Origin of the sequence: Microvenator marinus (assembly GCF_007993755.1) — a bacterium.
In the GTDB taxonomy this organism is placed as follows: Bacteria; Myxococcota_A; Bradymonadia; order Bradymonadales; family Bradymonadaceae; genus Allomicrovenator; species Allomicrovenator marinus.
In genome coordinates, this window is sequence record NZ_CP042467.1 from 5,439,458 (window position 1) to 5,454,075 (window position 14,618).

General features: G+C 53.4%; 16 protein-coding genes. 9 read left to right on the top strand and 7 right to left on the bottom strand.

The window, feature by feature from the left end; genetic code table 11:
- The first annotated feature begins 33 nt into the window (after positions 1-33).
- The 3 genes from FRD01_RS22370 (at position 34) to FRD01_RS22380 (ending at position 1,811) form a co-directional block, all read left to right on the top strand.
- Positions 34-879 (top strand): CvfB family protein, encoded by an 846-nt coding sequence (locus FRD01_RS22370; protein WP_146963163.1) that lies wholly within the window; start codon positions 34-36, stop codon positions 877-879.
- Positions 880-912: 33 nt separating this feature from the next.
- Positions 913-1,353 carry a hypothetical protein gene (locus FRD01_RS22375; protein WP_146963164.1) on the top strand — a complete coding sequence of 147 codons (441 nt, stop codon included), beginning with the start codon at positions 913-915 and terminating at the stop codon, positions 1,351-1,353.
- 185 nt (positions 1,354-1,538) lie between these two features.
- Positions 1,539-1,811 carry a hypothetical protein gene (locus tag FRD01_RS22380; protein ID WP_146963165.1) on the top strand — a complete coding sequence of 91 codons (273 nt, stop codon included), beginning with the start codon at positions 1,539-1,541 and terminating at the stop codon, positions 1,809-1,811.
- Positions 1,812-2,063: 252 nt separating this feature from the next.
- On the opposite strand, the gene FRD01_RS22385 is transcribed toward FRD01_RS22380, so the two are convergent.
- Both FRD01_RS22385 and FRD01_RS22390 read right to left on the bottom strand, forming a co-directional pair.
- Positions 2,064-2,300, bottom strand: coding sequence for a FitA-like ribbon-helix-helix domain-containing protein (locus tag FRD01_RS22385; protein WP_146963166.1), 237 nt, complete (start codon positions 2,298-2,300; stop codon positions 2,064-2,066).
- Between the two features lie 372 nt (positions 2,301-2,672).
- Positions 2,673-2,855 (bottom strand): hypothetical protein, encoded by a 183-nt coding sequence (locus tag FRD01_RS22390; RefSeq protein ID WP_146963167.1) that lies wholly within the window; start codon positions 2,853-2,855, stop codon positions 2,673-2,675.
- A gap of 245 nt (positions 2,856-3,100) precedes the next feature.
- Here FRD01_RS22390 and FRD01_RS22395 point away from each other — a divergent pair, with 245 nt between their 5' ends.
- Positions 3,101-4,231: an ATP-binding protein gene (locus FRD01_RS22395; RefSeq protein ID WP_430700865.1), complete on the top strand. Its 1,131-nt coding sequence runs from the start codon at positions 3,101-3,103 to the stop codon at positions 4,229-4,231.
- A gap of 110 nt (positions 4,232-4,341) precedes the next feature.
- Complete coding sequence (locus FRD01_RS22400; protein WP_146963170.1) at positions 4,342-5,607, top strand: WD40 repeat domain-containing protein; 1,266 nt, start codon at positions 4,342-4,344, stop codon at positions 5,605-5,607.
- A 67-nt stretch (positions 5,608-5,674) separates the two neighbouring features.
- Here FRD01_RS22400 and FRD01_RS22405 read toward each other — a convergent pair whose 3' ends face one another.
- The gene (locus FRD01_RS22405) at positions 5,675-6,676 is read right to left on the bottom strand and encodes a hypothetical protein (protein WP_146963172.1); all 1,002 of its coding nucleotides are present in this window, start codon (positions 6,674-6,676) and stop codon (positions 5,675-5,677) included.
- A 179-nt stretch (positions 6,677-6,855) separates the two neighbouring features.
- Here FRD01_RS22405 and FRD01_RS22410 point away from each other — a divergent pair, with 179 nt between their 5' ends.
- Positions 6,856-7,308: a hypothetical protein gene (locus tag FRD01_RS22410; protein ID WP_146963173.1), complete on the top strand. Its 453-nt coding sequence runs from the start codon at positions 6,856-6,858 to the stop codon at positions 7,306-7,308.
- Between the two features lie 211 nt (positions 7,309-7,519).
- Here FRD01_RS22410 and FRD01_RS22415 read toward each other — a convergent pair whose 3' ends face one another.
- From FRD01_RS22415 to FRD01_RS22430, 4 genes are all read right to left on the bottom strand, one after another.
- Positions 7,520-8,413: an ATP-grasp domain-containing protein gene (locus tag FRD01_RS22415; RefSeq protein WP_146963175.1), complete on the bottom strand. Its 894-nt coding sequence runs from the start codon at positions 8,411-8,413 to the stop codon at positions 7,520-7,522.
- An 89-nt stretch (positions 8,414-8,502) separates the two neighbouring features.
- On the bottom strand, positions 8,503-9,138 hold the full coding sequence (locus FRD01_RS22420) for a DUF6483 family protein (RefSeq protein ID WP_146963177.1): 636 nt from the start codon (positions 9,136-9,138) through the stop codon (positions 8,503-8,505).
- Between the two features lie 12 nt (positions 9,139-9,150).
- Complete coding sequence (locus FRD01_RS22425) at positions 9,151-10,185, bottom strand: virulence RhuM family protein (protein ID WP_146963178.1); 1,035 nt, start codon at positions 10,183-10,185, stop codon at positions 9,151-9,153.
- 223 nt (positions 10,186-10,408) lie between these two features.
- The gene (locus FRD01_RS22430) at positions 10,409-12,154 is read right to left on the bottom strand and encodes a DUF2357 domain-containing protein (RefSeq protein ID WP_146963180.1); all 1,746 of its coding nucleotides are present in this window, start codon (positions 12,152-12,154) and stop codon (positions 10,409-10,411) included.
- 33 nt (positions 12,155-12,187) lie between these two features.
- Here FRD01_RS22430 and FRD01_RS22435 point away from each other — a divergent pair, with 33 nt between their 5' ends.
- From FRD01_RS22435 to FRD01_RS22445, 3 genes are all read left to right on the top strand, one after another.
- Complete coding sequence (locus FRD01_RS22435; protein WP_146963182.1) at positions 12,188-12,400, top strand: hypothetical protein; 213 nt, start codon at positions 12,188-12,190, stop codon at positions 12,398-12,400.
- Positions 12,401-12,547: 147 nt separating this feature from the next.
- Positions 12,548-13,720, top strand: a complete 1,173-nt coding sequence (locus FRD01_RS22440) for a Shedu anti-phage system protein SduA domain-containing protein (RefSeq protein WP_146963184.1) — start codon at positions 12,548-12,550, stop codon at positions 13,718-13,720.
- A gap of 78 nt (positions 13,721-13,798) precedes the next feature.
- A complete protein-coding gene (locus FRD01_RS22445; RefSeq protein WP_146963186.1) occupies positions 13,799-14,326 on the top strand; it encodes a hypothetical protein in 528 nt (175 codons plus the stop codon).
- Positions 14,327-14,618: the final 292 nt, after the last annotated feature.

Here is a 14,618-nt window from a genome sequence, read left to right on the forward strand (position 1 = left end):
AAGGGAGGTACTCAAGACTAGCGAGAGAACAGTATGGCTATGATCGGACAGACAAATCGACTCAAAATCAGCAGACTTTCCGAGCACGGAGTCTACTTGGACGGCGGGTCTCTGGGCGACATCCTACTTCCCAAGAACGGGGTGCCCGCCGGCGCAGCCATTGGCCAAAGTATTGAGGCGTTCATCTATCCTGACTCGTCGGGCCGTCCTATCGCTACAACCGAAAAGCCATATGCCGAAGTCGGCGAGTGTGCGTTTTTGGAAGTAGTCGAAGTAAACGATATTGGGGCTTTTTTGGAGTGGGGACTGGACAAGAACTTGTTCGTACCTTTTTCAGAACAGCAGCGCGAAATGAGGCCCGGGAAACGTTATGTGGTCTACGTTTACGTTGATAATACGGGCCGAATTGCTGCTAGCACCAAGATTAAAAAGTTCATGGGCAAAGTTTCGAAAGACGCAAAAATAGGTGACGAGGTCACGCTCTATGTGCTGCGTCAAACGGACCTTGGTTGGGAATGTGCCGTCAATGATGAGTTCTTAGGAATGGTTTTTAACAACGATTCGCTTGGCCAGCTCGAGCCAGGCATTGAAATCGATGGGTTTATCAAGGAGATTCGTGAAGGCGGGCTTGTCGACCTCTGCCTGCAGCCTCCCAACATGACGAGCTCCGACTTGGGTGACCAGATTTTGGCTGAGTTGCGGCGCGGTGGCGGGAGCTCGACATTGACCGACAAGAGCTCGCCCGACGAAATCTTCGAAGCGTACGGCGTGAGCAAAAGGGCTTATAAAGAAGCTCTCGGCGGCCTCTACCGCAAGAAGTTGGTAGACCTTAGTCCGGGCCATGTGAAGCTCGTGCACTACGTTCAAACAGACACTTAAGAGTTGGAGACTTATATGGGTTACGAGATGCAAATGATAGAAAGCCCCACCAAGGTGCCGGATGGAATGATTCTGCAGAATCCGTCGACTCCCGGACATCATCAGTATACTAGCAGGGCGATGCCAGTCACCGTGCTGGCGATGCAATCGGCGAACGTCCTCGGATTGGATGCACCACCCGACTTTCCGAAACCTACCGAGACCGACTACGAGGCGAAAGTGCGCCTAATCTTAGACGCTCCCGGCCACAACAACAACCCACCTACGTACAAGTTCCAGTCAAATTCAGGCTGGCTGGTTACCCCCGCCGAATGTCTGAAGATTGCTGATGGGATTGATCGACAAAAAGAGATGCTCGCCCTCCATCTGTTTCCAGACGAGGGCTATTCGGCTGAAGAAGGCCGCCTCTGGCTAACGTGCTGGGCGAACTTCAATCGGTTGGCGGCTACGCATGGCGGATACAGGGTTCTTTGACATATCGTACGTTGGCCTATCCCAAGTTCATTGGCCACGTCCAATATCAGCGTGCGTCCGCTTGGGAGTAGTTCAAAGAGGGCGGTCTCGACCTGTTCGCTTACCGAGCGGTTCTCGTCGGCCTCAGCCTTGCGTCGACGGAGACTTGGGCCGTGGCAGACCGCGACAAGGTATCGGTCTGAGCTGTGGACCCAACGGATCAGTTCTCCCTCTTTGTGCTGCGTCAAACGGAGCTCGGTTGGGAATGTGCCGTCAATGATGAGTATCTGGGCATGGTCTTTAACAACGATTCGCTTGGCCAGCTCGAGCCAGGCATTGAAATCGATGGGTTTATCAAGGAGATTCGTGAAGGCGGGCTTGTCGACCTCTGCCTGCAGCCTCCCAACATGACGAGCTCCGACTTGAGTGACCAGATTTTGGCTGAGTTGCGGCGCGGTGGCGGGAGCTCGACCTCGTGAAGGGCTAGCCCGGTCACGGCTGGCTGACACCGCTTTGTGGCAAGAGCTGGGTTCCACTAGGACCAGGGGTTTACAACTCTGACCAACTGCGAATTGAAGTCGGACACATTCCGTGTCGCGACTTCCAATCTATGCGTAATTGCGCATCCAGCGATGATGCTGTCGGCGAGGTGATGTGTGGGGTGGAGGTTTGACGAGCGGACCATGTATCTGGCTGTGTTCTCTGCGCATTCTCGGTCGAATGCAATGACTCTATCCTGAAAAAGCTTGTCCAAAAGTTGTGTTTCGCGGTTCAAGATTGAGCTCTACGCCATGTGCCTCGCCGAAACATTCACGCACGATTTCAGAAGGTTTCTTCATGTTCTGGGTCCGTCGTTCACGGATCAAGCGGCGCACAAACTCTTCCATGGAGATTCCGGCGTTCGATGCCTGTTCGCGCAACCACTCTTTGTCTCTCTGGTCTAATTGTCGAACTGTAATCATGGACATGGGCCACCTCTTCTGGAGGAATCCGAGTGCATGCACCATGTGCAGTCAAATCTGCACCATCTGGTTTCTGGGGTCGATACACGCTTTTTCAAACTCCTCCCAACGGATAGTTAAGATCAACTTCCTTTCAGCTTTTTCCCCTGTGCTGAATGGGTAGCAATCTCGCAAACGCGAGCTGCTCGGGTCTTCTCGGTCTTGGCTAGCTTAATCCAGCGCAAAACAAATCCGAGGACGCGTGGCCGCCGGGCATTGAGACTCGTCCTACCCAATTGAAGGGCGCACCGCGTGTCTCCGGGCTTTCTGAGGTTGGGGCAGTCAAAGGTTTTAGAAGCTTTTTGACCGCGATTACGGCCACACCGGACGGCCGGTTTATCACGGCACATGGGAGATGCAGTTGCGGGCCTCAAAGGTTGTTAGGCTCTCGAGATCGACGCCGTAGTCGGCGCGCGCCGCCGCCGGTGTCAACGAACGGGCACTGAAAAGTTCCTGGTATGCAGGTCCCGGAGGAACACCCTCCGCAGTCTTTGCTGCCTCTGATGCTTCGGGCTGTCTCATCGCCACATCCGAAAAGCCAAACGGGTGGGAGCTCGACATTGACCGACAAAAGCTCACTAGAGGCGCTTGGCGGCCTCTACCGCAAAACGTTGGTAGACCTTAGTCCGGGACTTGTGAAGCTAGTGAAGGGGTAATCCTTGAAAATTCGATCTTCGGCTTCGGAGTTTCAAGGAACTTGACGATTTTTTGCAGTTATCCTAGAAATGTCGATCTCTTAGATCGAGTTTTCGAGAATGATTGACCACATAAAGAGAGAGGAAGAGTTCTTGCGGGTGAAAAGACTGCTGGAGCAATTCCCGGTGGTCGCTTTGATTGGACCGCGACAAGTTGGGAAGACGACTCTCGCGCTCCAGATTGCTGAGCTCGAACCTCAGTGGCATCACTTTGATCTGGAAGACCCTCGCGACAAGGCTCGCCTGGCAGAACCCAGCCTCGCCTTGCGACCACTTGAGGGCCTCGTGATCATTGACGAGATCCAACTCAAGCCAGACTTGTTTCCATTGCTCCGTGTGCTTGCCGATCGCAAGTCCAAGACAACCCGATTCCTGGTCTTGGGTAGTGCGTCACCCGCACTGATTCAGGATGGTTCGGAGTCTCTTGCTGGCCGAATTGCATTCCATCAACTTCGGGGTTTCTCCCTGGCCGAAATTGGCGAATCCCACCTTCAGGACCTCTGGCTCCGCGGAGGATTCCCGCGTTCCACATTGGCTACAGATGATGACGCCAGTGCCGAGTGGCGAGAGCAATTCATTCAGACGTTTGTCCAGCGTGACCTTCCACAACTGGGTTTTACGCAATCGTCTGCGACCATCAGCCGGTTCTGGGCGATGTTGGCGCACTATCACGGCCAAACGCTGAATTATTCGGAGCTGGGGCGCTCGTTGGGGCTCGCCGATAACACTGTCCGTAGTTACATCGATATTCTTGAGTCAACCTTCATGGTGCGTCTGCTTCAGCCTTGGTTTGAAAATATCTCGAAACGACAGGTGAAGTCGCCAAAGCTCTACGTGTCCGATTCAGGGATTTTTCACACACTCATGGGTATTGATAGCTGGTTAGGGCTGCAACGCCATCCGAAGCTCGGAGCATCTTGGGAGGGGTTTACTTTGATGGAGGTATTGCGCGCGTATCCAAGGCATCAAGCCTACTTCTGGGCTACTCATGCAGGGGCCGAGTTGGATCTGCTCTTGGTCCGTGGAGAAGAGCGGTTGGGCTTTGAGTTTAAACGCTCCGATAGTCCCTCGACCTCAAAGTCAATGCACATCGCAATTGAGGATTTGCAACTCGATCATCTCACCGTTGTACACGCTGGTGAGGCAACGTTTCCCCTAGCAGAGAAAATTACGGCGAAGTCTCTACGAGAGTTCGCAGTTTAGGCTCAGTCAACTTCCTTTCAGCAGCTCGAAATTCTCGGTTTTAATCATGGCATCACCTGCAAAGCCCCTCTAAGATGCGCGATTGGGAGTCAGAGTTCGTGAGAGATAAGATGGGCAAAATTGAAGTGTCGATGGGCGAGGATGGGACGGTTTTTGTGGAGCTGGAGAAATCCGTTTTGCTCGAGATTCCGACGTGGATTACCGACTCCAGCAATCCCGACGAAGCGGTCTTGATTTGTGAGTTTCACAGGCGTCAGAAGCTGACGGACGAAGAGCTCTACGACTTGATTCTCTATGTGTTGGAAGATTTCTTTCGACAAGCTGACCAGCATCTCTGCTGGGAATTCGTGGACTTGGACCGCGAAAGCTGGGCGCGTGGACCTATGGGTGTGCCTCTGGTTTCGTGGACAAGCATCGAGGACGCGTGGCCGCCAGGCATTGAGACTCGTCCTACCCAACTGAAGGGCGCACCGCGTGTCTCCGGGCTTCAAGAGGTTGGGGCGGTCAAGGGTTTCAGAAGCATTTTGACCGCGATTACGGCCACACCGGACGGCCGGTTTATCACGGCACATGGGAGCGGCGATATTCAGCTCGTGGACCCAAAGACTGGCAAGAAGGAGAAGGTCACCAAGCTTGAAACGCCGATGGGGCTCGGCAGTGTCTGGATTACTCAAGCGGGCGTTGTGGTGGCGCACTCGCGGAACAAGGTCTTTGCTCTGGCGGATGGAAAGCTGAGTGAGCTCGATTTCTTAGGTCTTGCGTGCATGCCTTCACCGGATGGCACTCGGGTAGCGATTGGTGATGATGAAGGCGATGTCCGGATTTGTTCGTTGCCAGATCTCAAGGAAATAGGGCGGTTTCAGGCGGCACACGGCGTGCCGTGGCAGGAGGGGTGGAGCCGTTCCAAAAGCTATTGGCCATGCATTTGGAACCTGAGCTTCATTGATGAGACGCACATTGTGGTGAGCCACACATTTCCGATTATCTCTTTCTGGAATATCGACACCCACGAGCGCCTCAATGTCATGATTGATTATGAAATTCCAAGGCCTTCGATAGCCCAAACTGGTCGAATCATTGCTCACGCAGGGCAGGGCCTAATCAGGGTGATTTCTGCCGAAGGAGATGTTTGCGGCGAGCATCGACACGCAGAGACTACGTTTCGGATGAGTTGCGCGGGACTTGGCAGAGGAGGGCGCGTGGCGTGCACGCAGTACTCGGGCTCCACCATTCGTGTTTGGGACGCAGAAACAGGCAATCTTTTTGCCGAAGTACCGTGCCGCAAGAACGAGCCTTTTGCTGTCAGCGATTCAATGCTCGCCTGCGTTCACCCGGAGACGCGCCAGCTGACGTTCTACGAACTCCCAATCACCTAACGGCACCGTCGTTGAGCTGGCCGAGCGTTGCGTTTGCGGTCAATCCTAACCGCGCGTCACCATGTGGCTAGAGCTGTCCTTTGAACCAAATCGCACTGCTCCCAGATACGGGTAAGCGACGCCATTCACCTGATTCAACGTGTATGGCGAAAGCCTCATAATCAGGTTTGTGACCCACAAAGAAGTTGACGTATTTCCGTCCACTGTACCGAGTGGAGCGCACCAGGAGATGTTGGCTGTCCGGCGAAAAGGCGAGGATATCTATCAACTCAGGTCTCGAGGTGCTGGCATCGGCCGTCTGCCACGGAAGCAGTGGGGGCTCGAAGACGTGTTCCGTCAGCCGGCGCTTCATCCCATCTTGCCACACCCAGATCTCGCCATCATAACGTACCGCCAGAGTCTTTCCGTTGGGGCTCCACAGAAGATCGTGTCCACCCTCGTAGATGGTATCAAGTCCCATTCGGTCTGATCTGGGACCGAGAGCGAAACGGTCAACTAGGGTCTGCTCTCGAGTCACAATGGAGATTTGGAGCCGTGAATCGTACGTCATCAGGGCAAACCGGTCTAAAACCGGGTTGTAGTCAACATGTCCGAAACTGCCTTCGACGGGCAGGTTTCGGATAACACCGAGGGGCTCATTATGGGAAAGGGAGAAACCCAAAGAGTCCTCATCGGAGGACCACCACTCTCCGTTTGGTCCCAGACCTAAGTAGTCCGACCCAAGCCATTTTTTGAATTCGGACTCCGGAATCTCTCGGGGGGTTCCTTGCCCCAAGTACCAGCAGCTGTGGCCGGTGCCTCCCATCAGGTGTCCGCACATCAGGTTTCTCCCGTCGTTGAGCCGGTAGAACTTGGGTTGGCTCCCTACATTCAGTTGCCAATCCAACGTCTCAGTCTTTTGCGAAGTTACCCGTTGATACCTATGAGGTTCGCGATCCTCTTTTTGAAAAAAGACGATAGACTCATCTGCAGGGAGGACGTAGAGCGCCACCGGATGGGGCGTCTCGCCTCGACAGCTGAGCCCCAAAGCTCCTAAAAGAAACGTCAAATTCACGAGTCTGTTGCGCATCCGAATCCTTAATGTCCACGACCTTCCAAATCTATCCTCGTTCGTCTCGGATTCCAACTTATTCGGAAGTTGTCGACGTGACGACACACGAGATGAGCCTCCGTCTTGAAGAGCTCCAAATTTACCAAACAATTCAAATGACATACCCTGTCCGTTCCATGGACGAGAGGTCCGTCACTATGCCAGACCCCAACGAAAACTTCGTCTGGGCGAATGGCTCATACTTGTGGTTTGGAATTTGCGGCTTGGAAGGCGGGATCGACGGCTATTGTCGGAAAACAACGGGGCTCACGCGAGAGCTTTGGGACGAGTTTTTTGAGTTGCCGCAGTTCGCCAGGCGCAGGGAATTGGCGCTGGAGTGTTTGGCAACGGGTCACTCTTGGGCATTTCGACGTTCCATGGGACAATTGGGAATCACAAACCTTCTGCACGGCATTCTTGCTGGCTCAATTGCAAAGCTTACAGACGGCTTGATCTTGTCGGATGATTCTGCCTGGGAGTGGGAAAAGATGCCTTATACGACTGATGAGTTCCTTGCTGAGTTTTTCGTGCCCGAACGAACTGCGGATCCGAGACATCGTGGGTGGGCTGAAGAATGCCTGAAAAATATAGCAAGAGAGTTAACCGGATGAACAAAGTTCCGCGAGAGGAGGGTGGAGCCGTTCCAAAAGCTATTTGCCATGCATTTGGAGCCTCCTGACAACCAAATCCACATACTCACCATGCTTCATATTCTTGACGCTCGATGATCTTGTCGCGAGCGAATATGTCCAAAGCGTTCGGCTGGACCTCGATCATCTTTCATTGACCCATGAGGATACATGAATCTCTTCGTTGGGTGATTTAGTTTGAACTTTCAGGATTTAAGGCCTTGATGCGCGCGTAGAACGTGGAGGGTTCGAGCTGGGCTGGAAGCCCAGCGACCTGACCATCACCAAGCTCAATGACGACCCATCGGCCGGTTTCAAGGCGAGCAATATCCATAGTGAAAAATCGACTTTGGATGTGCTTTGCGAGTTCTTCGAATTCGTGCAGTGGCGGGGCAATGGTGCTTATTTGTTCGTCCCAGTAGGGGGTGCATGTCACGAGTTTAAGGTCCAAGAAGAAGAGTCGAAACTCCACGAACTGCGGCATCCCACTTTGAGGATGAGGGCCGATGGGATCGAGGTCCAGAAACTCACGGAATACCAGGCCTCCTGCCAGCGATTCACCTCGCAATTCGAGAAATCGGTCTATCACGCGTCGCGCGTGTTCTGTCTTGGAGGCGTCGGGTATGAAACACGCCTCATTCCAGTAGTGTTTCTCAGATTTTACGTAGTCTTTAATGATGACAGGCTTTGAACCAAAGACTTGGAGAGCGTTTTCAATCTGGCTGTCTAGATCGTGGGCTGAGAGCTCAAACCACACGGTTTTGGCGGTGTTGTCCGCAATAATCGAGTAGCTCGACGGAAGGTGATGGCAATGGACATATTGCTCTGGAGAGTTGATGAGTCTTATGCCGTGTGAAGCGCACTGGGAGTAGAGTTGCCGATACTCCTCGGCATGTAGCATCCAGCCCCGATACAGGGCCTGAGATGGCTTTGCGGTAGGCTTTAATAGGGGATTGCCATGTGAGACGAGGGACTCGTAATCCATAAGTTCGATGGGGCAACCAGCCGCCTTTGCAGCGTTGGCTTCCATCTCGTAACTTGAGTCGACCTTGTGTCGTGCGAAAGGTTCGCTACAGAAAATAATCATCGGTCCATGCTACACGTCTGTTTGGCACATTACGTGCCGAAGACTACGATTAACGCAAAAAAGAGAAGCGACATTGAGGTACTCTCATCCTAGCTGAGTTCCGCGAGTACCTCATGGATCTCCGCCCTTGAGGTTTGACCGCGCGCAAGTTCGTCATCTTCCATGTGGAGGAGTTCGGAAAAGAAGAGGTGACCTGCCTCGACGACCTCGGGGTTCGCGCCCAGCGAAATTGCCGCGAACAACGCGTCTTCAGCCTGAGTGATTCGGCGATTGCGCCGCGCAAAGTCAAAGAGTGCCTCGTAGGAAGGCAAGGCGAGCGCTGATGCGTGGGTTTGGGCGACGTCGTGACGCAAAAACGTCGTGAGTTCGCTTTCGGCAATCAGCGCTGAAGTTGTATCAATCTGGCCCAGCGCGTGCTTAAGGCAGCGGATGGCCCAGGGTGTTGATAGGCGAGCCAAGTCGTCGCGATTGGCCGCGAAGGATGTACGCGCATGCAGTGCGAACAAGCGTCCAAGTTCGGCCGCCAAACGTGGATCAAACTCGTCAACACTCTCGATATCTTCCGAAAAAATGAACTCAGGACGGGTGTTGAACGCATCGGCGATAGCGGCTTGAATCCGGTCTAGAGTGTGCTCAGGGGACTCGATATCCTTGCCCGCCAGAATCTGCCCAAAGGCCTGACTCAGTTGCTGGATGGAACGCATCAGGTAGTCGTTTCGAATCATGAAAAACACCAGTCAAGTGGATGAACTGTCTTTTCGTTTTGGGACGTTCTGTAACACGATGTCGAAGTCACTTGGCTTCGAATCTGATTCGAGCACGCGTCTTTGATGAAACTTCTCATATTCAGCTTCTGCCAGTTTTTTGGCCATCTCATGAGAGATTTTGCCTGCATGATTGAGGATGTCCCGGTCGTTGATTGCGAGAAAGCCATCTAGCTTTTTGATCCAGTCCTTCATGTACATCGGAATTCGACGCATCGCCTGACCTTGAGCGAAGATTAGGTACTGCTCCACAAGGTTGTTGAGCGCCGCCAATTCGTCTTCTGTCAGGTAGTTCTTGGCCGTCGCAATATCCTGTTTCCGAACCTTCGGCCCACGATAACTTGTCAGGCCCATATTGGGCTTGTCCGCATCAACTCGAGAATGAACGATCTCGGCTGCGGTCTGGCCAGTGATGGCCCAATGCATCTTGTTTTGCACTGTCTTGAAAAACTCAATGCTCAGGTCCAACGTTGGGTCATAGTCGATACTCGTGGCATAGATGTCCGTGATCTTCTGGTAGAACCTGCGCTCCGACGTCCTGATGTCCTGAATGCGCCGTTCAAGTTCTTCAAAATAATCGAACGGGTGGTCGGGATTCTTCAGACGTTCGTCGTCCAGTAAGAATCCTTTTCGGATGAACTCAGTGAGTTGTTGCGTCGCCCAGATCCGAAAACGAGTCGCCACGTGGCTTTTGACTCGGTACCCAACCGAGATAATCATGTCCAAATTGTAGTAGTCGAGAAGCCGTTTGACCTCTCTTTTTCCTTCTAAACGAACTGACAAGTATTTCTTGTGAGTTGCCTCGGGTGAGAGCTCAAGTTCTTCATAAACATTAAGAATGTGCAGGCTGATGTTTTGCTGTGTTGTCTGAAAAAGCTCCGCCATTAGCTGTTGAGTCAACCAGACCGTCTCGCCCTCAAGCCGAACATCAAGCTTGAGCTTGCCGTCTTCGGATTGATAGACCAGAAACTGCCCCTTCCCATGCTCCTTGTCTTCTTCGACTGTCATCCTTCTCCTTCAGTCCACTAGACGTGCATTGCACTAGAATGACGCGAGGTGGTCAACCGAAAGAATCTGTAGGCGGAGGGTAGGTCAGCAAGTGACATGAACGTCCTTGCGAAACTTCATTCTAATCGATGGCGCGGCATCGAGATTTCGATATTCCAAGCGAGACGCTCGACGACGTCAATCGAGTCGTTGTTGAAATACGGAACAATTCAACTTGCTGCGCTCAGAGAGCGGTGGATAGGAACTCATAGACGGAGGGGAGGGTGGCAAAGGAAGTGGCGGTCCAGATGTTTGGGAGGGACACGAACTTCAGGTGGTGGCCACGCTGAGGGAAGTTCGCAAGAGGGTTGGGCAACGGCTGGGGTGGGCCGAGCTCGAAGAGCCAGTAGTCAGCGGTGGACGTACTCATCCCGCCGGCTTGTTCCGCTCTCAGAGTGTTGCGCGGCTTGAGCTCTACATTCAGAACCGGCCACACCCAGTAGGCTTGATGCGGTACGGTGCGGTCCGAAATCACCAGGAATCGGACTTCGCGGATGATGTAGGGGTCAATGCCTTCGCGCTCGGATGCCTCAAAACGCATATGAAACCAGCGCGCGGCACCGCTCCTAAAGCCTTCCAGATAGTCTTGGCTGCGCGGGTTCGCGTCGTCCTGACCGATGCGCTGAGGAGGACCGGTCACGACCATGGTCAGGTTTGTATAACGTTCGTGACGCATTCCGGCCGTGGGGATTCGCGCCGACTTCCACGCAAAAACACGGTCATCCACCACCCCAAATCGTTCTTTGAAATAGCGCGTGAGCCAGGCGCGGCCGTCAGGGGAGGGGAGTAGCGGGAACGCGCCGATGCCCACCTCATCTACCTCCTGAAAGTACGGGTGCACGGCCTCCATGTTCTCAGCGGACTGATGGAAGAAGCCCGGATAGAGCGCGAACGCGCCCACCACCGGCCGCACCCGCTCACCCGGCCCGACCTGCCGTGTAATCGCATCGCGGAATCGATGCATCTGGTTGATGGCATCGTCTGGAACTCGGTCGGGCTCCATGTCCGGATTCAGGCGGTACTTCGCGTCGAAGAGCCAGAAGAGGCAGCCCACGCGCTGCCGAGTCTCCACAAACCCGAGCTCGTCCACGAGTAGGCGTTTGACCTCCAGCAGGCACCAGACCTCGTAGAGTTGCGCAATAGTCTTGGTGCCCACGGCAACGCCCTGGTCGAGCACGTTGAAGTAGAGTTTGAGCTCCTCCCAACACCTGTAAACCTCCGAATAACCTGCGCGCCCTTGGAGCGTGAGCGACTCCTGCATCATGCCGCGAAAATCCCCGACCTCGCGGAATAGCGGGTGATTGAGATTCGTCTCGAAAGGCTCCTTCCATCGCACAATCTGATTCACGAATGCCTCGGAGAACGTCTCATGCTCGCCGTCCACGCGCGAAAGCTCGGACGCGAAGCGTTTGAGGTTCCGGCAAACTTCGGCGACCACCATCTTCACAAAGCGGTTCTCCATGGTGTCCACGTGGAGGCGTTTTTCTGTGATGGCGTAGCGGCGCTCAAAGTGCCCGGCCTGAAGGCCTTCCTTGATGCGTTCTTCCTGCCGAGGACTGAGCGCACCTTTGATTTGCGCCGGCTTCTTCCAACGCACAGTCTCAGTGAGACGATTATGCGGCGCGTTCAGTACTCGCCGCACTCCATCCGCCAACTCATGGTGCAAGGACTCAAAGCGCTTTAACCACAACAACGGGAAGTGCGGGCCCTGCCGCCCTTTGCCCTCCGAGCCGTCCGTCAAAGCATTCAACGAGTAGCGCCAGAGCGGAAAGGCGCGGTCAATCTCGGCGCTCAGGTCGCGGTAGTCCGTCTGAATATCAAGCTTCGTCGCGTGGACCTCGCACTCGAAGACTTCGTCCACCATTTGGCCGCTACGGAGTTTGTAGCGAATAGGCAGGGTCCGACGCCCAACATGGTTCTGAAAGTCCACCTGGCCCCTCAGAAGCGCCTTCTGATAGCGATTATGGAAAAGGAACTGGGTGTTGATGCGCGTGAGCGGATGTTGGGGGGCGGCTCGAAGCTTAGGTCCACCAAAGCGACGAGCGTCCGCTCCAACATCTTCAGACTGCGCTCAACGTTGCGAGTGCTTATCCAAAGAACCCAGGCATCGGTGCGTATCGGCTCGAATTCATGCATCGGATCAGGGCCAGAATGTTTTGAAGCCTTGGTCTGGTAGTGGATATCGAACTGGTTTGCGGCAGTCTCTTAGGCTAAGATTACTCAAGACAACAAGACAACACGAGATGGACCAAAGAAAAGGTTTGAATTAGATTCGAGTGTGGAACACTTGTGGATTGTTTTTGTTAGGGAGACACCTTTTGGTATGACAAGCGATGAATTCAAAGAGTTGGTGGAATGGGTTGTCAACGGTTTGAACAACGAAGTCTTCGCAACTATAAGCGACGCTTTGAAGTCGACCCCAAGCATCCGTGGGCATCTAAACCCAGCTTTTCCTTATCCCCGGAAACTTCGAATCGCAGTCTTGGGTTCCCACCTAGTTGTTGAGTATGTTGGCCCTGAGGACCCAAGAACCGAAACTGTCGACATTGAGGCCGTTATTCGCCCAGATTGGACGGTCTTAGATTTCCTTGGGATCGATATCTCTCACTTGTCTAGCTTCCACTTCCCGATGACAACAGCCGTCAAGAACTCCCAAGTGTTCCTTGGCGATGCGATCAACCTCTTGGGCGACTACATGTACGATGTGGTCAGCAACCCAAACGATTTAATACTAAACGCCTTTCCTGACTTTACGACTCAGGCTGAGCCGACCTACGTTTCGAACACCACGTTCTTGTGGTCGGACTCCAAAGGTGCGTTGCGGATTCGCCGAATTGACTTCCTTGAAGTGTTCCCAATTCAGGAAGGAGAATGGTCCTTTCACTCTGAGGAGGGTTTTAGGCATCTGGCACAATTCCTCTTGAATCATCGAGTCCCCGCGTATGAAGTGGCTCTTCATAAACAACTCAATGAATTTATCGAGTTGGTTGGTCAAAAAGATGTACCTGAACCAAAGATTACCGGTTTTCTTGCGAAACACCCGGAATTCCTCCAACTCGCGTTCGGGGCGCACGCCGTCTACCCCGAAACTCTGCTGGAGTGGCAATATGCTACGGGCAAACAGAATCTCAAACCTGACTTCTTGATAGTAAAGATGGATGGTTACGCTGATATCTTTGAATTCAAGCTGCCACGTTTGAAAGGCTCTGCGATGGTTGGGAAGAAGACCCGCAGTCGTCCATCAGCGGAAGTTGATAGCGCACTCGCGCAGATCGATGAGTATGAAGAGTGGTCATCACAGGAGGTAAATCGCCAGTGGCTGGAAAAAACCAAGGGAATCAAAATCTACACGCCACACACTTACTTAGTTATGGGACATCGTGACGACTTCACGTCGGAAGACCGTCAGAGACTCCGCAAACGGAGGAACGCCACGATATTTACCTACGACGAGTTCATTGAGATGACACGTATGCAGTTGTATCGGGTAAGATGAGAAAAGGATGAACATGAGGACATGCGAGAAATGTAGAGAGGTGATGCACCTCGTCAATAAATGTGACCTGCCTGCGGAATGACAGATGAGTACCCGACCTATCAGTGTGATAATTGCGGGGGGATGGAAATCGTCGTTCATTTCGAAGACCATATGGACACCATTACTGACTCAATGCGTGCTGACGGTGGGTCGGCAGATGGCGAGTATGAAGTGGCGTTGCTGGTTCGCGAGGATGGTGCCCAGAGTAGCCGTGAGCGACGACCGAGGCTGACCGGGGATGCTGGGTTGGTGAGCAATGCCAGCAACCCTGAGAGATTCCGGTCATCGAAGTCTGACGAGGAATTAGCGGCGGTCGAAAAGGTGAGGATGGTCTACAATGCGGTGCACGGGAAGTCATTCACCAAAGTAGAGGCAGAACTCAACGTTGATCATGAGGTTGACGTATGGCTCGTTGATGGTTTCTCCAAGGTCGGCTTTCAGGTAACAAAGCTCGATGCGGCGCCATGGGCCGATCTGGCGAAGAGTGGCTCGTTCGTGGCCGATGGCCCGCTGGAAGACGAGTTGCATAGGCTAATGCAGACGATCAAGAAAAAGCAAAGCTAGGCAGGCAAAGGCGTGAACTTGGTGCTCGATGCTTGGCCTGTAGTCCCAATGGGAGTTCTCGACACATTCGTGAGGTATGCACAGCGTGAACTGGAAACTCTAAGCTACGACGAGATATGGTACGCTGAACCAGGCGGATTAGGGAGAGTTCGGCGGCTCTATCCTCCTCATGCGGAGTCTGACGATTTTGAAGAATAGTCGTGCACTGGCACCCGGTGAACGTGCTTCTGTAAAAACGCAAGTACCTCTCATCAAACGACTCATTCCAATCAGTTTGAAGATTTGATGTCTA